This window comes from Fischerella sp. (assembly GCF_013388695.1).
Taxonomy (GTDB): Bacteria; Cyanobacteriota; Cyanobacteriia; order Cyanobacteriales; family Nostocaceae; genus PCC9605.
On the sequence record NZ_JACAEU010000024.1, the window covers coordinates 45,862 to 67,775 of the forward strand.

General features: G+C 43.5%; 16 protein-coding genes, 1 tRNA gene and 1 pseudogene. 12 read left to right on the forward strand and 6 right to left on the reverse strand.

Annotation, left to right across the window (positions count from 1 at the left end):
* Positions 1 to 81: 81 nt before the first annotated feature.
* The 5 genes from nuoH to HXY43_RS03970 form a co-directional block, all read right to left on the reverse strand.
* Positions 82 to 1,200, reverse strand: a complete 1,119-nt coding sequence (nuoH, locus tag HXY43_RS03950) for an NADH-quinone oxidoreductase subunit NuoH (RefSeq protein WP_290880268.1) — start codon at positions 1,198 to 1,200, stop codon at positions 82 to 84.
* A gap of 297 nt (positions 1,201 to 1,497) precedes the next feature.
* Positions 1,498 to 2,634, reverse strand: coding sequence for a citrate synthase (locus tag HXY43_RS03955; protein WP_290880271.1), 1,137 nt, complete (start codon positions 2,632 to 2,634; stop codon positions 1,498 to 1,500).
* Between the two features lie 112 nt (positions 2,635 to 2,746).
* Positions 2,747 to 3,241 (reverse strand): phosphohistidine phosphatase SixA, encoded by a 495-nt coding sequence (sixA, locus tag HXY43_RS03960; RefSeq protein WP_290880276.1) that lies wholly within the window; start codon positions 3,239 to 3,241, stop codon positions 2,747 to 2,749.
* 82 nt (positions 3,242 to 3,323) lie between these two features.
* Positions 3,324 to 4,622: a bifunctional oligoribonuclease/PAP phosphatase NrnA gene (locus tag HXY43_RS03965; RefSeq protein WP_290880279.1), complete on the reverse strand. Its 1,299-nt coding sequence runs from the start codon at positions 4,620 to 4,622 to the stop codon at positions 3,324 to 3,326.
* A gap of 413 nt (positions 4,623 to 5,035) precedes the next feature.
* Positions 5,036 to 5,533: an HNH endonuclease gene (locus HXY43_RS03970; protein ID WP_290880282.1), complete on the reverse strand. Its 498-nt coding sequence runs from the start codon at positions 5,531 to 5,533 to the stop codon at positions 5,036 to 5,038.
* 618 nt (positions 5,534 to 6,151) lie between these two features.
* Here HXY43_RS03970 and alr point away from each other — a divergent pair.
* From alr to HXY43_RS04015, 9 genes and pseudogenes are all read left to right on the forward strand, one after another.
* Positions 6,152 to 7,336 (forward strand): alanine racemase, encoded by a 1,185-nt coding sequence (gene alr / locus HXY43_RS03975; protein WP_290880286.1) that lies wholly within the window; start codon positions 6,152 to 6,154, stop codon positions 7,334 to 7,336.
* A gap of 64 nt (positions 7,337 to 7,400) precedes the next feature.
* Positions 7,401 to 7,482, forward strand: a tRNA-Leu gene (locus tag HXY43_RS03980).
* 267 nt (positions 7,483 to 7,749) lie between these two features.
* Positions 7,750 to 8,000 (forward strand): annotated as a pseudogene (locus HXY43_RS03985) (ISAzo13 family transposase); the annotation flags it as partial.
* A gap of 41 nt (positions 8,001 to 8,041) precedes the next feature.
* On the forward strand, positions 8,042 to 8,440 hold the full coding sequence (locus tag HXY43_RS03990; RefSeq protein ID WP_290880287.1) for a MerC domain-containing protein: 399 nt from the start codon (positions 8,042 to 8,044) through the stop codon (positions 8,438 to 8,440).
* A gap of 647 nt (positions 8,441 to 9,087) precedes the next feature.
* A complete protein-coding gene (locus HXY43_RS03995; RefSeq protein WP_026733838.1) occupies positions 9,088 to 10,164 on the forward strand; it encodes a response regulator in 1,077 nt (358 codons plus the stop codon).
* A 69-nt stretch (positions 10,165 to 10,233) separates the two neighbouring features.
* Entirely contained in the window at positions 10,234 to 10,611 is a 378-nt protein-coding gene (locus tag HXY43_RS04000; protein ID WP_290880290.1) for a response regulator, read from the forward strand.
* 4 nt (positions 10,612 to 10,615) lie between these two features.
* A complete protein-coding gene (locus HXY43_RS04005; RefSeq protein WP_290880293.1) occupies positions 10,616 to 11,113 on the forward strand; it encodes a chemotaxis protein CheW in 498 nt (165 codons plus the stop codon).
* A gap of 63 nt (positions 11,114 to 11,176) precedes the next feature.
* On the forward strand, positions 11,177 to 14,026 hold the full coding sequence (locus tag HXY43_RS04010; protein WP_290880296.1) for a methyl-accepting chemotaxis protein: 2,850 nt from the start codon (positions 11,177 to 11,179) through the stop codon (positions 14,024 to 14,026).
* A 212-nt stretch (positions 14,027 to 14,238) separates the two neighbouring features.
* On the forward strand, positions 14,239 to 17,316 hold the full coding sequence (locus HXY43_RS04015; RefSeq protein WP_290880299.1) for a hybrid sensor histidine kinase/response regulator: 3,078 nt from the start codon (positions 14,239 to 14,241) through the stop codon (positions 17,314 to 17,316).
* Positions 17,317 to 18,174: 858 nt separating this feature from the next.
* Here HXY43_RS04015 and HXY43_RS04020 read toward each other — a convergent pair.
* Positions 18,175 to 18,408: a hypothetical protein gene (locus HXY43_RS04020; RefSeq protein ID WP_155960454.1), complete on the reverse strand. Its 234-nt coding sequence runs from the start codon at positions 18,406 to 18,408 to the stop codon at positions 18,175 to 18,177.
* 25 nt (positions 18,409 to 18,433) lie between these two features.
* Here HXY43_RS04020 and HXY43_RS04025 point away from each other — a divergent pair, with 25 nt between their 5' ends.
* From HXY43_RS04025 to HXY43_RS04035, 3 genes are read left to right on the forward strand one after another with little or no spacing between them, the layout of a single operon-like run.
* Entirely contained in the window at positions 18,434 to 19,903 is a 1,470-nt protein-coding gene (locus HXY43_RS04025) for an amino acid permease (protein WP_290880306.1), read from the forward strand.
* Positions 19,903 to 20,298, forward strand: a complete 396-nt coding sequence (locus HXY43_RS04030; RefSeq protein ID WP_290880308.1) for an AMP-binding protein — start codon at positions 19,903 to 19,905, stop codon at positions 20,296 to 20,298. Before HXY43_RS04025 ends, HXY43_RS04030 begins: the two co-directional genes overlap by 1 nt.
* Positions 20,295 to 21,806, forward strand: coding sequence for a non-ribosomal peptide synthetase (locus HXY43_RS04035; protein WP_290880310.1), 1,512 nt, complete (start codon positions 20,295 to 20,297; stop codon positions 21,804 to 21,806). The genes HXY43_RS04030 and HXY43_RS04035 overlap by 4 nt, the downstream gene beginning before the upstream one ends.
* Positions 21,807 to 21,914: the final 108 nt, after the last annotated feature.

Sequence of the window (21,914 nt, forward strand, 5' to 3'; positions counted from 1 at the left end):
ATGACCCTTGCGGGTTCGCCAACAGCGAGTGGGGGAGACCCCCAAGACCGCGCTGGCTCACTAATGACTGATGACTAATGACTATCCTCCGAAGGCGACGGGAAAGGCTAGTTTCAGAGCTGCGGTTAACAGTAAATTTACTAAGCCTACTGGTAGCAAGAACTTCCATCCCAAATCTAGTAATTGGTCGATGCGAACCCGGGGTACAGTCCAACGCAACAAGATTGCCAGAAAGACTAGCAAGTAGGCTTTGAGTACGGTCATGGTAATGCCCAAAGAGGCGGCAATTATTTGCAAAACCGGATTGGCTTCACTAACTCCAAACCAACTGGCTAATGTGCTAATAGGAATGGGAAAATCCCAACCGCCCAAGTATAGAACTGATACCAGTAGCGCTGAAAGTACGAGGTTGACATAGGAACTCAGGTAAAACAGAGCGAATTTCATACCAGAGTATTCAGTCTGATAACCTGCTACCAGTTCTTCTTCTGCTTCTGGTAAGTCAAAGGGCAGTCGTTCGCATTCAGCTAAGGCTGCGATCCAAAAGATGAGGAAACCAATTGGTTGCCGCCAGATATTCCACCCTAAAATACCGTAACCAGATTGCTGGTTAACAATGTCAACGGTGCTGAGGCTATTGGACATCATGGCGATCGCCAATACTGCCAGCGCTAAAGGAATTTCATAGCTAATCGATTGTGCCGCAGCCCGCAACCCACCCAAAAGGGAGTATTTGTTATTGGATGCATAACCAGCCATTAACAAACCAATTGGCTGAACGCTGGACAAGGCAATCCACAAGAATACCCCCATACCAACATCGGTAATGACTATATTCTGTCCAAAGGGCACGATTAAATAAGACAGAAACACCGGCAATACAACGATGATTGGGCCGAGGGTAAATAGCAGAGGGTCAGATTTGGCTGGCACTACATCTTCTTTAAAAACAAGCTTCAGGCCATCGGCTACAGGAGCCAGCAAACCTAAAGGACCGATGTATTCAGGACCAATCCGCTGCTGTGCCGCTGCCGAAATTTTCCTTTCTAGCCAAACACAGGTCAATACCCCTACCGTAGCGCCAATAATCATTAGGATCATCGGCAGTGGCATCCAAATTGTTTTGGCTACTTCCGCGCTCAGTCCCAAATCTATGAGGGATTGAATAAAAGTTCCTTGCAGATCAATTCCTGAATTCATGTTTGTTGCTCTTCAAGTCACCAATTCATGGTCGTTTACAACTATCTACACTTGTTAATAACTGTAAATTTACCCACCAATTATCTTTACTGAAACCAGACAAAATTTAAGATTTTTTACAATCTCCATGCCTAGTATATCGTTGGATGGCTTTTACCCCGATCGCCCCACTGAGAGTTTCTACTTATGGTAAGAATTTGGAATTTTGGGCATTAGGGATTGGGAATTGGGGATTGGGATTTAACGATTATCTTTGCCCCATGCCCCATGCCCCATGCCCGATGGATGCCCCATGCCCTAACGTTTCTCTATGGGGACGTAAGGAACGTCGTGCAGACCGTTGTAAACCTGGGTAGGACGGAAAATCCGGTTTTCTTCTAATTGTTCTTTCCAGTGTGCTAGCCAACCAGCAACACGGGCGATCGCAAATATTGGTGTGAATAAGTCTGTGGGAATCCCCAGCTTTCTATACACCAAACCGGAATAATAGTCAACATTGGGATAAATTCCTTTGCTACCCAATTTTTCCTCTACCACCCGTTCCAACTCAACGGCTATGTCATAAAACTTGTCGTTGCCGAATTTTGCAAACAGCTGTTCCGCCAAGTTTTGCAGAATTGTAGCGCGTGGGTCTTTGACTTTATAGACACGATGCCCAAAGCCCATGATTTTGGCTTTGCGTTGCAGCCTATCTTCTATATAAGGACGCACATTCTCAACAGAGCCAATTTCTTCTAACATTTGAATTACTTCTTCGTTAGCTCCCCCATGCAGTGGTCCTCCCAAGGTTCCAACTGCACTCGCCACCACCGCGTAAGGATCTGTTAGGGTAGAAGCCGTCACCCTCGCACTGAAGGTAGAAGCATTCATTGTATGTTCTGCATGTAATATCAAGCAGACATCAAAAATGCGCGCTGCCAGTGGATCGGGTTCTTTCTCGTGGAGCATGTACAAAAAGTTAGCGGCATAGTCCAAGTCATCATTAGGGCGTACCGGGTCGTTACCTTTTCGCATCAACTGAAATGCTGCTACCATCGTCGGAATGGTTGCTAACAAACGAACCACTGCATCCCGAATGTAGAGGGGATTATCCAGATCGCGGCGGGAATAAAACAAGCCCAAAGCAGCAGCAGAGGCTTGTAGGGCATCCATTGGGTGGCCGCTTTCTGGAAAGGATTTCATCATGTCACGAATGCGGTATTTGATTCGCCTGTGATGGCGAACTTCATGCTCAAATGCCGCCAATTCTTCCGCAGTGGGTAATTCACCCCAGATCAAAAGATAAGCAGTTTCCAGAAATGTACTTTTTTCTGCTAATTCTTCAATCCGGATGCCACGATATTCTAATATTCCTTTTTGTCCGTCAACACAGCTAATACTGGATTGGGCGGCAGGAATGCCTTCCAAACCAGGCTTGTATTCGCACACCATCATGGCAATACCATCTGATTTTTAAAGATTTATCCAGGCTAACTTACCAGAAATTTTTGTCGCCATAACAGTATCCGTTATCGCACAAATTCTTTACGGAACTGTGGAAAAACTGTTAAAGCAAGTACTTGGGTGGTGTCAACCAAAACATCTGACCACGACCCAAAGGAGAGCCTGTTTCTGGTACCTTTACCCCGATCATACCCGCTTTTTTTAGCACCAAACGTTCCTTGACTTCTCCCCAAACCAGAATTTCTGCCCAACGGCTTAAACAAGGCTCATGTCCTACCAAGGCTAGTTGGGTATCAGGTGCAAAATTCCTTGGCTCTAACCAGTCTACAACCCAATTGTAAATCTGACCATCCGGAGACAGGTGGATACACTCCTCTATCTGGGAACTCAGCTTAGCTGCTATGAGGATATCTGCTGTTTGTTTGGCTCTTACTAAGGGACTAGTGGCAATCAAATCAAATTGCAAACCCAACTTTTTCAAACGTTGGGCAACTTTTTCTGTTTTTTGCTGTCCCTCTTTTGTTAGGCGTCTTTCCTCGTCTTTGATGTCACCTGTTGCTTCTTGGGCGATGCCATGACGAATTAAATAAAGTTCCACAATTTTGTTTTGGTTGTTTGTTGTTTGTTGTTTGTTGTTTGTTGTTTATTCCAAACAACTACCAACTACCAACTACCAACATTTACTCGGTTTGAATTGGGTTGTCTCTGGGATTTACCAATCTCAGCAACTTCTGCTTGATTTGAGCATCGAAGACATCCCATTTCATTTTCGCATAAGTAGAATTTTCGTTACCGCCAGATAAGAAACCCATCGGAATTTCAAAGCCACCGGCGCTTATACGTCCACCACCAAAAAAGCGTCCGCTGCTATCTTGCCCAAAGGCTTCTTTGATGAATTCATCAGGGTCAAGGGTGAGTTTGGTTGTTCTTAAAGAGCCAATGACTACTTCTAGTTCATCATCTTCATCGTGAACAATCCCATAAACCACAGCAGTGTGGACGTTTTCTTCTGTAACGAGAAAATCTGCTGCTTGAGGGATGGCGTCTCTGTCGTCATAGCGCAAGTAGCCGACACCGGCAATGGAAAAGTTATTTTGAACGATGCGGTTTTTGAGCGATCGCTCTATTACATCCATCACCCTTTTGGAACGGTTCGCTTGCAGTACGGCGTTGAGCAGTTGGGCATCGTAAAATCGGCTGAGATAGGCTGCTGCCAAAAAATCTTCTTCTTTGGCTTGCATCAGCAGATTTGTATCCGATCGCAAACCGTGCATCAAGGCAGTAGCACATTTGACGTGTTGATTGATGGTACTATCTAAAGGCAATAAACCTGCTTGCAAATACTGAGTAAAAATCGTTGCTGTCGCTCGGACAGCAGGACGAATATCAACAAACTCTGACTTCAGGTCTCCCTGTAAAGTGTGATGGTCAATAACTGCTACAAGTGTCATTCCCGCTTGCTGCACCACTGGCACAAGCTGGGAAGTAGTACCTTGGTTATCAATTAATACAAAACCCTGATAGGATGACAAATCCTTGCTTTTCAGATTTTGTAGCGTCCAACGTTGAGCAGGTAAGCCAGTCAGTTTCACCAAGGCAATATTTTCTTGGTGACTGAGCGCACCAGCATAAACAATCTCACATTTGATATCGTATTGCTGAGCAATTAACTGGTAAGCCCAAGCAGAGGAAAGAGCGTCTGGGTCAGGAAAATCTTGCAGAATCACCAGATGACGCTCATGACTATGGGCAAGCATTGTCTGGCGCAGTTCTTCTGATTTTTGCAGTGCTGAAGAATTGCTGCGCTGACCAACGGCATTGCCTCCTTCTGGTGCTATCAATGTTCCAGCAGACTGCTTGGTGAGTGGAAATTCCAAAGGTTCTTTGTCTATTTCTGACTCATCTGGAGCCGATTCGGAAGCCTGATCTGCGGTCAATGGCGATCTCTCAAACTGAGTAAGGGAAGAATGAAATTGCATAGGATAATGTTTTGTCCATGTGGGGCTAGGTTTGTTCGATAAGGAAAACTACAACCAGCGAGTCACTGGTTTAGCCACACATCTTCGATCTTCGCAAAAATATAGAAGCGTGGATATGTATATGTAGGTTTATTTTTTTGTCAAGTATGCTTTTATCAACTAATTTCAAAGGAATATCTTTTGCTACCGCATCTGCAATTTTGAGGAATTAAGAAAATTTCTACTTTACAAAGTGTTAATATGTGTTACTATGGCGAGGCTGGTTAAAAGTTCGCAAGAGCTTTTGTAGCCTCCTACGATGTATTTGTGGAGGCAAAATTCTCAATTCGCCGTTGGCTAACCTAACTACACTAAGTGGGTTGCAAGACTAGTTGATAGGTGACATTTACCTGTAAGTATTAACTGGGGAATTGTCAAAGTCCTATAACATACTTTTGCCACTCTTGGTGAGTTCCACCTCTTAGATGCTTGCTGACCTCGAAGTAGAGGCTGCTATAGGGTCTGCGAGGGGGATGACGTAAGATCATGTGTGCTTCGTGGGGTGTACGGCTACCCTTGTTGACATTGCAGCGGACGCAGGCTGTAACAATGTTCTCCCAGGAATCTCCTCCGCCACGCGATCGCGGTATTACGTGATCTAGAGTTAACTCATCTCCCGTGTAACCGCAGTATTGACAAGTGTGACTGTCCCGGTGCAATATATTTCGGCGCGTCAGAGGGATTTCTTTGTAGGGAACCCGCACATAATGGCGCAACCGGATTACGGTTGGAAGCGGAAAACCGGAGTAAAGAAACTTACCGTTGTGTTCTACGCGCTCTGCTTTGCCCTTGATTAACAAAACAGCAGCGCGACGCCAGCTCGTAATATTGAGCGGTTCGTAAGAGGCGTTTAAGACTAAAACCTTCCCCATTGATAATCGCTCAGGCTTTTTATTTTACATATATTAACACAAATGCAATCTGCTTTGGCTATGAAAATAAATTATACTTCAGGTTCGAGCCTAAAACTGAGTTATAAAATAATGATTTGCAATTTCTAGCCATTACTTATTTTAGAAAGAAAGACAGATATATAGTTTGGCTGAAGCGATCGCCGTGTTAATCAGTAAGTAATATTTCCTCTGGATTCATCTAGCAGAGGCAACCAACAATACTCTATATTTCAATACCGTTCAGTTAAGGGTTGTCTGTGCTAGTTCTCTAGTAGAGACGTTGCAATGCAACGTCTCTACAAATTTTATAGATGGGTAAATTATCTTATCACCAAGCGTATTGCTCTATATTTAGCTGGCCGTTGATTTTGTTCACACCTAGCTTACCTGCTTGGAACTCTATCTTCCCGTTCCCCGTTCCCCTTTCCCTGTTAAGAGTTCCCTGTTCCCTGACCTCCAACCACTTACCACCATAAGCTCTTGTGCGAATTCCACGATGAAGGGTAAACTTCCTGATTAATCCAGAGTTACTTTTGCCAGCATGAATTAATAAATTAAGCTGGAAGCCTAAAATTGGTGTGATGGGAGTGAGTCAACATGTTAAGTCATGAGCAAACCGGGAGTGTTCCTGTTCAGCAGTGCGACACCTATGCTTGGTTTTCGCAGCGGGCTTGGGTAGAAATTGATTTGGCAGCGTTGTCGCATAATGTCCAACAATTACGCCGCTTTCTATCACGGCATACCCAGCTTATGGCAGTAGTGAAAGCTGACGCCTACGGGCACGGAGCAGTCACAGTTGCTCAAACAGCACTACAATCAGGAGCAGACTGGCTAGGTGTTGCTACAGTTCCCGAGGGAATTCAATTGCGAGAAGCTGGTATCAAAGCTCCGATTTTAGTTTTAGGCGCGACTCACACTCCAGAACAAATTCACGCGATCGCTCAATGGCAACTTCAACCCACACTATGCAGTCCTAAGCAAGCCTTAGTATTTTCTGACACTCTAGAAGCTATTAACTCCAATTCTCCCGTACTTGTACACGTCAAATTAGATACGGGTATGTCTCGTCTAGGAACAGATTGGCAGCAAGCAGCAGAGTTTGTCCAGCTAGTGCAGCGTTTACCGCATCTAGAGATAGCCAGTATTTATTCTCACCTAGCGACCGCAGACAGTCCCGATCCGAGTGTCATGCAACTACAGCACCGACGTTTTGAAGAAGCGATCGCCCAAATTAAAGCATTAGGAATAAAACCACCCTGCCTGCACTTAGCCAATTCAGCCGGCACCCTCGCTGACAAAGCATTACACTACGATATGGTGCGGGTGGGTTTAGCTATCTATGGACTTTACCCAGCCGAGCATTTGCGATCGGGCATAGACCTTAAACCTGTTTTACAAGTTAGAGCAAGAGTCACGCAAGTCAAAACCATTGCTGCTGGAACTGGTGTTAGCTACAGTTATCAATTTGTTGCCCCACGCGAAATGCGTATTGCTGTTGTCGGAATTGGTTATGCTGATGGCGTGCCGCGCAATCTTTCTAACAAAATACAGGTATTAATTCGCGGTCAACGAATATCGCAGCTAGGTGCAATTACAATGGATCAACTCATGCTGGATGTCAGTAGCATACCAGACATACAAGAAGGCGAAGTAGTCACCCTACTTGGAAAACAAGGAAAACAACAAATCTCCGCGGACGATTGGGCAAATCAACTAAACACCATTTCTTGGGAAATTCTCTGCGGATTTAAGCATCGTTTGCCTCGTGTTGCTGTGATTTAGTCAATGACTAATAACAAAATTTTATTGTCACATACTGTTTATTATGATATGATAGTAAACTGATGCGGATGTGGCGGAATTGGCAGACGCGCTAGATTTAGGTTCTAGTGCCGCAAGGCGTGAAGGTTCAAGTCCTTTCATCCGCATTTTTAAAAATTCTCGCGGGAAGTGCCTAGGTAAAGTGATAACGGAAGAGAGAGGACGGCGCGTGGCGGTGGTGACGCTCTTTCATAAGATGTACCTCATGAATTGCGAAGTAAAAAGCCCTCGCCGTCAAGTATAGAGCTGCGCGGGGATATGTGACACAGCTAAAGCGTGAATAATAAATCTTAATTTATTTAAGAAAAAAATAATCTCAAGAAAATGGTAAGGTAAGGGAGATATCCTCCTTACGGTACATCGTAAATACAGAAATGGAATTGACAGACTCACTCAGGAATCTACTCGGGGAAACAACCCAAAGGTTGAAAGGATTTGCCCGTCGTCGATTTATGGCACGAACAGTGTTGGAACTGGGTTTTGGAAGTCAGTCAAAAGCCGAAAAAAATTTGGGTTGAAATCATCGCACTATCCTTAAACAGTTGAGTCACATTTACCAAATTTGTTAGAGGGCATCACAGCTATCGTTGATAGTCAAAGCCAAGCTGGCCCTAGTTTTCAAACATTTGAACCCATAGAACACAATCAATACAAGGAGTACTAACAGTGCATAGCGGAAGAATGCAGAGATTGATGGACAAGACTGCGATCGCACTTTCCACCGCGTGTGCAATCCATTGCCTGTTCTTACCAGTTGTCATAGTCATGCTTCCCGCACTGGCAAGTACTTCTCTTGGTAGCGAAAGCTTTCACCGTTTTCTGCTGTGGTTCGTCTTTCCCATCAGTGTGTTGGCTTTGACACAGGGTTGTCGTCGCCATAAGGATCGAGTTGTGCTCACGTCTGGTGTCTTGGGGTTGGCGCTTCTTCTCGTAACCGCAATTGCTGGACACCACGTCCTGAGTGAAGAGGGTGAGCGTATTGCTACGGTCTTAGGAGCAACAGCTTTGGCGTTTGGACATGTTCGTAACTATAGGTTATGCCGCAAGAGTAAATGCAGCGTCTAAACAAATTAAAGTTGAGTATGTCCAATAATTTTGCACTCTTCAAGTTGCGCTGATTAGAAATTGACGGTTCTTTACTTGTCCCCCCAAGTTGCCTAACTACGGCTGACGTTGCTGTGGGGATGTTTAATATCATGTCCGCTTGAACACTTATATTATTCGCCCGTGTCGGTAATTGGTAATTGGTAATGGCAAGAAAACCTACTAGCCGCACTCACAGTCGAATATAAACTGATGAAAGATTTTAGGTTGTTTACCAAATATTAAGTAGATTTACTTAAATTGCTCCAAAGTTTACTTGAGGTTCATCAAGCGTATTATACTTAAGTACCAATACTGACTAAAGCAAGTTTTATCTTGTGATTTTAAGCAGTATTATTGCGGTTATAGTTACATAATGTTTACTTGAGGGTGAGTCGCTTAATTCAGCCTTTACATTTTTTTCACCATTTACCGGAGAATGTTTGTTAATCTCTGTATAAGTTAAGTAAAATAACTACTACTTATTACCATTAGGTTTAACCACAAATAGAATCTTCACTATTAGTATCTTTTGATACAAGAAACTAAAGCTTATTTAATTCTATTGTGTAGACCTTCTGCACAAATATAGCTTAGACCTATCTAATTGAGCAACAAGCAAAAGCAAAATGAGCACAAGTTCTATAGGTAGCTACAGGTTTTTCCAGAAACTACACCCCCTGTCTCTGTTAGCACAACTAACTAGCAGACGTGCTACAGGTTGTTTGCGAGTAATTACTGACACAGCTTCTTGGTCAATTTATTTAGAAGAAGGAAAACTTACTTACGCCTCCTATTCAGATAAACTGTTTGAAAGGTTGGATAATCACTTGCGACGATTGAGTCAACAAATCCCGACTTTATTAAGTGCAAATCGCGTGCAAATGCGGCTGATGTTTGAAACAAAGAATGAAAATCAATCAATGCCACACGCGGATTATCAAGCTATTTGCTGGTTAGTAAATCAAGACTATATTACTCCTCCGCAAGCAGCGATCTTAATAGACGAATTAGCCAAAGAGGTGCTGGAGTCATTCTTGACCTTAAAACAAGGCAGTTATGAATTTTATCGTGAAACTCCTTTAGATGAACTGCCAAAGTTTTGTCGATTGGATTTGCGATTATTGGTAGAACATTGTCAAAAGCAGCTACGAAATCGCCAAGAACAGCACTCAGCGGTTATTACTGAAGAAAATCCACCAATTTTGCCAAAAACGCCATCCCAGAGGATGGTGCAATCTCAAATCAAACCCGAACAACAATTATCAACAGAAAGCAATTTCGTTGATACATCAAGCAGTAGCCTGCATCGCCAAATTCCTTTGCAACCAGCTAGTAGAAGCTTATATACAGTTGCCTGCATTGATGACAGTCCCACAGTCTTAAATTCTATTCGCAATTTTTTAGATGAAAGCACTTTTGCAGTTGTAATGATTAACGATCCGGTGAAAGCGTTAATGCAAATTCTTCGTAGCAAACCCGACTTAATTTTATTAGATGTAGAAATGCCAAACTTGGATGGTTATGAACTATGTTCTTTGTTGCGTAGACATTCAGCTTTTAAGAATACACCTATAATCATGGTGACTGGTAGAACAGGATTTATAGACAGAGCCAAGGCAAAAATGGTGAGATCGTCAGGCTATTTAACTAAGCCATTTACACAGTCGGATCTATTAAAAATGGTGTTTAAACACCTTGATTAATGTCATATTGCCCGAATGTAAAAGATAATTTGATTTAGTAACACTATTAGTTGTTTAGGAGATTTAGGAGTGAGTTTAACTTTGCTTGGGACTATTTTAGTTGTGGAAGATTCTCCCAGTGAATTAGAACTAATGAGCCACTATCTAAAAGAGAGTGGCTACAACGTTATTAAGGCAGCTGGTGCAAAAGAAGCAATGGAGAAAGCCACCTCACAACAGCCAGATGTGATTGTCACTGATGTTGTCATGCCGGGAATGAGCGGGTTTGAGTTGTGCCGTTTTCTCAAAAAAAATCCGGTGACTCAGAAAGTGCCGATTGTGATTTGCAGTTCCAAAAATCAGGAAATTGATAGGTTATGGGCAATGAGACAAGGTGCAGATGCCTATTTAACCAAGCCTTACACCCGCGAACAGCTTTTGCGTGCGATTAAATCAGTGGCGATTTGAATCAATGAATAATTCAAAACTTACACTGGCCTCTAAACCAACTCACAATAACTTGGAAGATGGCTATCTTCGATTTCAGTTGAATAAACAAGCCCCTGCCGTTTTATCAATGAGGTATACGCAGGAAGCAATTGTTGTACCTGTGGAGTCTGTGACTTCCATGCCAAACATGCCAGTCTGCATACTGGGATTAATGAATTGGCGGAGTCATATAGTTTGGGTTGTAGATTTACCAAGGATGCTCAATTTAGAATCCTTGGACAACAGATTTCGGCAGTTTAGTATTATCATTATTCGCGTGGAATCAGTGCTTTTAGGTTTAGTTGTGCAAGAGATAAAAGGTACAACAAAATTTATGCCTGATGAAATTCGCTCTCCTGTTGGGCAAGTCGCCTCCAGTTTGGTTCCCTATTTGCGCGGATGCGTTGTACAACAAAAGGAAATATTACTGGTATTAGATGCACAGGCTATTGTCCAATCTTCTATTCTGCATGGTAACTAGGGTGTATTACTATAAAAACGAATTTTTTGGGGTTATTCTTCACCTATTCAGGGAATTGATTTTATGTTTAATAAGACGGATGCAGCTAAGAGTAGCGATGTTGAAAAGCGGGGATCAATGGTTTCTTCTCAAACAATTACAGATAGTTTAGTACGACTACCGAGTCTGCCCGTTGATGAAAAAAATGTTAAACGTTCTCGCCTCAATCGTGTTAATAACGCTTTCAAACGCCTCAGTTTAGGTACGAAAGCAACAATATTAGCGATCGCTATTGGGACGCTGCCCGTATTAGGGATTGGTACACTTGCCTATCAACTTACGAAGTACTCCCTGCAAAACAAAGCTTCCCAACTTCAACAATTTCAAGCTGAAGATTTGGCAGATCAAATCAACCGTTTCATGTTTGAACGGTATTCAGATATTCAGTTCATATCTAATCTGCCAATCCTGATCAATCCCAGCGTTAGCGCAGCTACTTCTCCTCAAGAAAAACAAGCAATGCTGGACAAGATTATAGATGCCAAAACTGTAGATGGCAATCAAATCTATGACAGCATTGCTTTGTATGATTTAAACGGTAATTTGATCTTAAAATCGCAAGCAGATGCCATTGCTAACGTCAAAGATCGCGATTTTTTCAAGGCGGTACAGAAAAGCGGTCGTCCTCATATCAGTCAACCAGAAGTATCACCTACTACAAAGAAAAATAGTATTTTTATTGCGGCACCTGTTAAAGATAGCAGTACAGGGAACATCATTGCAGTCGTCAGAACGCGGATGGCCGTACAACCACTAGATAACTTAGCAAAAACTTATACAAAAACAGTAGAGGAGTATTTTTTGCTCGATAGTTCTGGGAATTTGTTCGTGGCGGCGGAAGAGGAACACTTAAATAGTAACATTAAAACAGATTATCCAGATGTATACAAAAAGCTAGCATCATTCAGAGAAAGTACTGTAATCGGATTAGATCCAGTTCATGGCAATCGCACGCAGTTATTAAGCTTCGTACGCCTCCAACCGCTAAAAGGTTTGCCAGATTTGAAATGGGAAGTACTGCTGGCAACCAATACAGAAAATGCTTTTGCAACCCAACAAGAATTGTTATTGACTTTCGCACTTGGTACGGGACTGACAGCAATCATCGTGGCAGCGATCGCCGCGTGGATAGCCAAACGTTCTACAGAACCGATATTGAAAGCAACAGCAACAGTACAAAGACTTGGACAAGGTGAATTCAACACTCGTCTGATTGTAGAAGGAGAGGACGAGTTAGGGATTTTAAATGCCAATATTAACCACATGGCAGGTCAGCTAGAAACCCTGCTCAAAGAACAAGAACAGGAAACGGAACGGGCAAAAATACTTGCAGATATTACCTTGCGGATTAGGCGAAACCTCAAAGTTGAGGATATCTATAAGACAGCAGTTCGAGAACTTCGACAAGCACTGAAAACAGACCGAGTCATTATTTACGAATTTAATTCTGATGTCTGGGATGGCTGCGTCGTCGCTGAAGCGGTAAATGCTGGTTTGCCCAAAATGCATGGAGTACATATCGACGATCCTTGTTTTCGGGAACGTCATGTCAATACTTACAGAGATGGGCGAGTACGGGCGATTACTAATATTTATCAAGACGCAGACCTGGTCAACGCCGACTGCTACATCAATATGTTGGAAAAATTTGCAGTCAAAGCTAATTTGATTGCACCAATTGTGATTGAAGAGCAATTAGTAGGTTTGTTGATTGCCCATCATTGCCAGACTCCCCGGCTTTGGCAACAACCAGAAATTGATTTATTTAAACAGCTAGCCACCCAAATCGGCTACGCGATGGAACAAGCCAAGTTGCTAGAGGAGGTAGAACAAGCTAGGGCGCTAGCTGAAAAATCCTCCATCGACGAACGACAGCAAAAAGAAGCCTTGCAAATGCAACTGCTAGAATTGCTCAGTAACGTAGAAGGTGCAGCTAGTGGCGACTTGACAGTACGTGCAGAAGTTACCGCCGGCGAAATCGGCACCGTTGCTGACTTTTTCAACTCCATCGTTGAAAGTTTGCGAGATATTGTCACGCAAGTCAAAATTGCCGCTATCCAAGTAAATGATGCGATCGGTGATAACTCTGGTTCAATCCGCAACCTTGCAGAAGAAGCACTGACGCAAGCTGCTGAAATAAACCGCACCCTAGATGCAGTTGACCGGATGACGGGGTCTATCCAAGCAGTAGCAGACAGCGCCCACCAAGCAGCTAAAATCGCCAAAAATGCTTCTGATACTGCTACCAAGAGCGGACAAGCAATGGATATGACAGTACAAAATATTTTACACCTGCGAGAAACCGTAGGTGAAACCGCTAAGAAAGTGAAGCGCTTGGGAGAATCTACCCAACAGATTTCTCGAGTTGTGGCATTGATTAACCAGATTTCCATGCAGACTAACTTGTTAGCCATCAATGCTGGGATTGAGGCGGCGCGTGCAGGTGAAGAAGGTCAAGGTTTTGCCGTTGTTGCTGAAGAAGTAGGCGAACTAGCAGCGCGATCGGCGGCGGCGACTAAAGAAATTGAGCAAATCGTCGAGAATATCCAACGCGAAACCAGCGAAGTAGTGCAAGCAATGGAAGTAGGAACCACCCAGGTAGTTGAAGGTACACGCATTGTTGAAGATGCCAAAGGCAGCCTCAGTCAAATATTAGAAGTTTCGCGACAAATTGATGCTTTGGTACAATCAATTTCTACTACTACAGCTTCTGGTGTGGAAATATCACAAATTGTGAGCGAATTGATGAAACAGATCGCCACCATTTCCAAACGCACAAGCGACTCTTCCCTGCAAGTTTCTGAATCTTTGCAAAAAACTGTGAAGATTTCCCAAAAATTACAGGAAACTGTCGGTACGTTCAAGGTCAGTTAGTTGTTAGTTGATTAGTTGTTAGTTGCTTGTTGCTTGTTGTTTGTTGTTTGTGATTTCAAACAACGACCAACCCTCCGGGTTCGCTAGTCACTCATGGGGGAAACCCCCTTTGGAGCGCGCTGGCTCACCACCAACCACCAACAAAATACTACCAACTACTAACCACTAACTAATAACTAATAACTAATAACTAATGACTAAGGACAACAGCTATGTCAAAGGACAAAGAATTTGAAATCCAGATGCAGTTTCTGGAGGAAGCAACAGATTATCTCAACACATTAGAGGGAATATTACTGGAAATCGAGACCAATCATCGCATCGCTCCAGAAAAAATTAACGCTGCACTGCGATCTGCCCACTCCATCAAAGGTGGTGCGGGGATGATGGGATTTCGTGCTCTCTCGGATTTGGCGCACCGTTTAGAAGATTCTTTTAAAGTCTTAAAAACACGAAAAAACTCTTTAGAAATTGACACGGAATTGCAAAGCTTATTACTATCTGGAATTGATTGGCTGCGGCAGATAGTGGAATTGCACTCAGAAGGAAATACAGTAGACGAGCAGTGGTTAAATACCTTTTGTTACCCAGTTTTTGAAGAACTGCATCAGCGTTTGGGCGATCCAACTCCTGAAGACGCTACCACTATACTTTCACCAGAGGATGATGGGCAAAATATTATACCCTTACTCTTTGAAACTGAGGTAGAGGGATGTTTGCAGCGCCTAGAATCTGTGTTAACAGATAGCCAACAGCCTTGCTTGAAAGAAGAAGTAGCCATAATGGCAGCTGAGTTGGGTGGTTTGGGTGAAATGCTCCAGTTATCAGCTTTTACTCAACTGTGTGAATCAATTGCCAACCACTTAGACACTGCTGATTCCAGTCAAATTGAACAAATTGCTCGTGCAGCTTTGTCAGCATGGCGGCGATCGCAAGCATTAGTGCTAACAAATCAACTAGAAGGCTTACCAACAAAAATCGAACTAGATGAATTTACAGTTCCCACAGAATCAACAACCGACCTGTTAGAAACACAAGAATTCATCATCCCACAGTTTCTGGAAACTGAAACAACAGCAGATAATAAAGACTTTCTCCAAACCGAAGTTGCAGCAGAAGCCTGGCTCGATGAAGAAATCATTGCTGCCGATTTTGAAGCCCTAGAAGCAGCCTTTGCCGATGATAGTAATTCCCTAAACGATCTACCACAGCCAGAGCCTACTCCGGTAACTTCTAGAGAAATTCCCACCACAGATTACAAGTTTGTTGAATCCAAACGAGAGTCAATTGGTCTTGGTAAAGACCGCGAAACTCAGGAAAATACAGTCCGAGTACCCAGCAAGCAACTTGAGCTGATTAATGACTTGTTTGGGGAGCTAATCATCCAACGTAATGGCATGAACTTGCAGCTAGAAAGATTACGCAAACTGATTCGCAATCTCGGTCAGCGAGTCCAAATTCTAGAGCGAGAAAATCAAGAACTACGTACAGCCTACGACAAAATCGCCACTCAGAACGTGATGCCATACAATGCATCACCACTAGCGTTGCCAGCTAGTAATGGTTCCGATCGCTTTGCATCTGACTACAACTATCAGACAAATGGCATAGAAAGCAAATTTGATGCCTTAGAAATGGATCGGTATAACGAATTAAACCTGCTCTCGCAAGAAGTGATGGAAACCATTGTGCAGGTGCAAGAAGTTACTGCTGACATTCAACTCAGTATAGACGATACCGATCAAATTGCCAGGAAGTTCAACAAAACATCCAAGCAGCTACAGAGAAAGCTTACACAAGTAAGGATGCGCCCTCTATCCGATATTGTCGATCGCTTTCCAAGGGCCCTGCGTGAGTTGTGTGTGGAGTTTGGCAAAAATGTGCAATTGAAAATAGAAGGGGCTAGTACGCTGATTGAGCGCAGCATCTTAGAGGCATTAAATGAGCCATTAATGCACCTGATGCGAAATGCCTTCGATCACGGCATCGAAGATGCTGTCACACGGCGTGCTTGTGGTAAACCAGAGCAAGGATTGATTGAAATAAAAGCCACTCACCAAGGCAATCGCACCATTATTACGATCAGAGATGATGGTCGAGGCATTTCTCTAGATGGAATTCGTGCCCGTGCCCTAGCGATGGGGTTAGATGCAGCGCTGCTAGCGCAAGCTAGCGATGAAGAACTGCTATCCCTGATTTTTGAGCCAGGTTTTAGTACCAAAGACCAAGTCACAACCTTATCTGGTCGTGGTGTTGGCATGGATGTAGTTCGCAGTAATCTTAAACAAGTGCGGGGCGACGTTAAAGTGGATACCTTACCAGGGTCAGGAACTACCTTCACTTTATCAGTGCCATTTACCCTCTCCGTAGCAAGAGTGCTGCTCGTAGAAAGCAATCGTATGCTTTTGGCTTTCCCCACAGATACAGTTTCAGAAATCTTCTTACTGCAAAGCGAGCATGTATTCCCGATGCTGAATAGCGAAGTCATCAATTGGCAGGGAACCATGATACCCTTGATTCGCCTTGGTCGCTACTTAGAGTTTAATTGTCCTCGGTACGACAACCCTCACCTCGAAACTCCCCCTGCAATTAACGCTGCCAGCGTATTAATTGTTAAAGGCAACAATCAACCAGTAGCCATACAAATAGACCGTTGTTGGGGTGAACAGGAAGTTGCCATCCGCCGCATCGAAGGAAATATTCCTCTGCCTGCTGGCTTTAATAACTGTACGATTTTGGGCGATGGTCGAGTAGTGGCGTTGGTAAATATTAATGAATTATTGTATTGGATTGCTGCTAACGAGCGATCGCCTAGAAGCACTCAACTACCATCAGCTAGGTTAAAGACAGTGTTCCTCACCACATCTGAGGACAAACTTATAGATTCGTCAAGAGACCAAAAAGGAACAATCTTAATTGTTGATGATTCAATTAATGTCCGGCGTTTTTTAGCGTTGACTTTGGAGAAAGGAGGGTATCAAGTAGAACAAGCCAAAGACGGTCAAGATGCTTTAGAAAAACTGCAAAATGGCTTGAAAGTCCAAGCTGTAATCTGTGATATTGAAATGCCGCGCATTGATGGATATGGTTTTTTAGGACGTATAAAATCAAACAACGACTTTAAAAATATACCAGTTGCCATGCTCACCTCTCGCAGCAGTGACAAACATCGCCAACTAGCGATGCAATTAGGCGCGAGAGCCTACTTTTCTAAACCTTATAACGAGCAAGAATTACTACGAACGCTAGAGGAAATCATTTTTCCCTTAGCAGGAGCGAGTCACAACTAATTGCTGGTCATTAGTCAAGAGCTATCAATTTAGAACATCGATTCACTCATCCTAAAAACCCAGTTTCTGTGACGGTAAAGACCAAAATTTCGTGATTTTAACAAAAGTCAAAAGTCAACAGAAAAATTGGGTAGGGTAAAAATCCCTACCCATATTTTTTTCATCCCTTGGGTAGAGTTTAACTCCCCACCCATAGGTTTTGGACTCTAGACTCTAGACTGTTGACTCCCCAAAGGGGTTTTAAACTTTGCTACTTTTTTTGTTCCCAGTTTGTCACTATTACTAGGATAAATTTACAAGTAAGCAAGTTCATACCATTTTGGATTTTAAATTTTGGATTTTTGAGCCACTGCGGTGATGGGGCAATCTGGTCTTGGGGGTTTACCCCAGGAGATACTGCCCGTGCATGATTCCCCGCCATAAAGCGCTTAGCGTGACGTGGCGTGATTGTGAAAGATTTACTTGTAATCAGATTGAGCGCTCTATCTGTCGCAATCAATTTTCAAATTGGTATAACATTGCCTGCATAATAGCTGATCGGTCGCTATCTTAAATACCAAACTTGTATAAACCCTTTTTTTCCCTGGCGAGCGGAATACTGCTTCGCAAAGCTTTAAGCGAACGCAGCCACAGAAAGTCCACCAGAACCCATAAGTGTTGTGTAGACTCTCGGTTTTTGCGTCTTTTAGTAAAAGCCTAGCCTTTTCCATCGTAGACCCTGTGCGGACTTCGCCTAAGGTAAATAAAAACCGGATTGAGTGTGAGAAGAATCATGAAAGCGATCGTTTGATACCAAATTATCTTTTAACATCCACTTTTTACTCGTAGCTAAACGACGGTTCAGCAAACATAGCTCGCCTACTTATCTCCTTGATGCCATCCGGGCTTCAGGTGATACGAAATAATTAGCTTAACCCGCCAAAAGCCCCACACTATCTCGTAGGCGTAGACACTTAGTCGCCCGTAGGGTGCTTCTTGCAGAGTAACAGCTTCTCGTGCACCGTAAGGCATTCCCGTAGGGTAGAGGTACACATCGGTTGAACTGATGTCAGCCGTCAGCAGTTGCGGCGTGAGTGAGATATCTGAACGCAATTGTTTAATTTGTGGAAAATAGGCTATGTTTCACCAAATATCGAGGGGTTTTGTTCACTATAAAAGCGTCAACGAGAGTTATTTCAGGCAGAAGCAACTAAGAGGAAATGTTGGTTTTTGGCTGTTATGGAGCTACGGAGTCGGCGTTGTCATCTCAGGTAATTTCACTGGATGGAACTCTGGTTTAACAGCAGGCGGCTTTTGGGGGATGACAATTGCTACCTTCCTAATGGCAGTCATGTATATATGTCTAACCTACAGCCTCGCAGAAATGTCAACGATGCTCCCGCATACAGGAGGGCTTTACTCCTTCACTCGCAGTGCCTTTGGTCCATTTTGGGGCTATGTCTGCGGTGTAGCCATGATTATTGAGAACGTACTTGCTCCAGTTGTAGCTGTTATTGCTGTCACCAGCTACTTGCAGCCATTGATTCCCGGTGTGCCAGTCTATCTTGTTTGGGTGGTCATCTACGGTATCTTCACGGCAATTAATATCTGGGGCACGGAACAGACTTTCAATATAGGTCATTTCATCACGCTGATAGCGATTATGATGTTAGCGATCTTCTATGTGAATATGCTGATATTGGGCGAGTTCAGAATAGACCTTCTTTTCAACGTTCCTGCCGATCCTGGTCAATCTACAACCTGGCTACCCAAAGGGGTGCAAGGGATTTTTGCCGCCATTCCTTATGCTATCTGGTTTTACCTGGCGATCGAGCAAATGCCACTTGCTGCCGAGGAAAGCCGCGATCCGTATCGCCATATGCCTGCTTCCCTGATCGCAGCCATGTTCACCTTGGTTGTCCTTTCAGTATTTACCTTGATACTGAACTCTGGCGTGGGCGATGGCGCTGTTGCTATTGGTCAATCGAGCGCTCCCTTGGGAGATGGATTGAAGGCTTACTTTGGTCACGGCCCCGTTGCCACGTTTGCCACAGCAGTCTTAATGTCTTGTGGCTTGCTTGCTAGCTTCATTTTTACTATCTACGCCTATGGACGGACATTCTTCTCTCTTGCTCGTGCTGGGTACATCCCACGCTGGCTGGCGGTCACTGGTAGAACTTATACCCCTTACAGGTCATTACTTCTGGGTACGGTAGTTGGATTGGTTTGTGCAGTTACCCTTGATGTTTTAGGGGGTCCAGTCAAAGATGTAATGTTGAATATGGCGGTTTTTGGGGCATTAATCATCTATATCCTGGTGTTATTGAGCTATATAAAGCTCAAAAGCGATCGCCCCGAATTAGAAAGTTCCTATCAAAGCCCACTCGGGATTGGGGGTGCAGCTGTTGGTACTGCCCTTGCAATTCTTGCTCTAGCTGCTTGTTTGTCTGTACCTGCCTACCAGCCTGGTGCTTGGGGCGTTGCTATGTTCATGGTTATCGCAATTCTCTACTTCTGGTTTTACAGCAGAAATCACTTAGTGGCTCAGGCTCCTGAAGAAAGGGCTGCACTGAACCTGGAGCAGCACCAGAGCCGGAGGATGTTTTAATGACTAGTTTTATAGTCAATCTAGCACAGCAATCCTTAGATTTGTCGCTTTTGACTACAGCAGAATTGTATCATTTGCTTGAAGAATGGAATCAAACTCAAGCGAATTATCCAAAGAATTTATGTATTCATCAGTGGATTGAATTGCAAGTAGAACTGACACCCGATCGAGTCGCAGTAATTTTTGTAGACGAACAGCTTACTTATAGAGAACTGAATCACCGGGCAAATCAGCTAGCTCACTACTTGCAGACTTTGAATGTAGAACCAGAAGTTTTGGTAGGAATTTGTTTAGAGCGATCGCTAAATCTATTGATTGGGCTTTTAGGTATTCTCAGGGATTGTCTTTCACACACTTGCGCTCTTTTCTGCAAGCGAAATTGCCCGAATACATGATTCCGTCTGCTTTTGTCTTGATGGATTCCTTGCCACTTACACCCAATGGTAAGATAGATCGGCGATCGCTCCCAGCACCCAATCAAGACAGACCTGTTTTAAACGAGGCTTTTGTTGCACCCCATACCGAAGTTGAGAGACAGCTAGCTCAAATTTGGACTCGGGTTTTAGGCATTGAGACAGTAGGGATACATGACAACTTCTTTGAGTTGGGGGGAAATTCTTTACTATTAGTGCAGATGCTGGCTAGGGTGCGAGAAACTTTACAAGTGGAATTGCCTCTGTTGAATCTCCTCCAAGCACCTACTATAGCTGGACTTGTCGAAGCAATACAGGGGCGAGGGAACCCCAGAGATTTATATGCTGAAGCCAGCTTAGATGAGACAATCCGTCCCGATACTATTTCCAGTCAATCTATAACTGAACCTCAACGGTTCTTGTTGACTGGTTCAACAGGTTTCATTGGAGCTTTTTTACTGCGCGAACTACTCCAAGAGTTCCCCAAAGCCAGTATTTATTGTTTGGTTCGTGCTGCAAGTGCTGAGGTAGGCAAGCAGAAAATTCGCCAAAACTTAGAACGCTATTTACTTTGGAATGATGAGTTAAATTCCCGAATTATTCCAGTTGTTGGGGATTTATCAAAACCGTTTTTGGGGCTAAATGAACAGCTTTTTAGTGAGTTGGCGAGAGAAATAGATGTTATTTATCACAATGGAGCGTTTGTTAATTTAATTTATCCCTACGCTGCACTACGAGCTACCAATGTTCTGGGAACCCAGGAAATCTTGAGATTAGCAAGTCAAATCAAAGTCAAACCCGTACACTTCATCTCTACTCTGGATGTATTCCAATCACCTACATATCAGGAAATGAAGGTGATCTTGGAGTCAGACGAACTTGCTCATTATGAAGGACTCTCCGATGGCTACGCCCAAAGTAAATGGGTAGCTGAGAAATTGGTGATGGCAGCAAGGAAACGTGGCATTCCTACCTGTATTTATAGATTAGGCACGATTGTAGGACATAGTCAAACAGGTGCATCTCAAACCAACGATCTGATATCTAGAATGCTCAAAGGCTTTATCGATCTCAAGAGTGCGCCTGACTTAGATGTCACCCTCAATTTGACTCCTGTAGACTATGTAAGTAGAGCGATCGCCCATTTGTCGAAACAAAAAGCATCTATTGGGAAAGCCTTTCACATACTCAATCCCCAGCCATTGCCCATGCGCAAGTTAGTGATGAGTATCAATGCTCTCGGTTATCCAGTGCAGTTGATGACCTATGAACAGTGGCAAACAAAGCTATTAGATGGGGATATTTTCCAAGAAAATGCTTTGAGTTCCGTGGTATCTCTATTTACTGAGAAGATATCTCCCAAACAACAGACTTATCTAGAGATATCCGCACTTGTGTCCCAGACGTATGACTATCAAAACACCTTAGATGGACTTGCAGGTACTTCCATCATCTGTCCGCCAGTAAATTTCAAATTGCGGCGTTGCTGAATCAAGATATGAATTTACAATTCACGGGTATGTAGAGACGTAGCATTGCTACGTCTCTACAATGATTTGGCATCGAACTACAAAAATGTATGCACACATAATTCATGA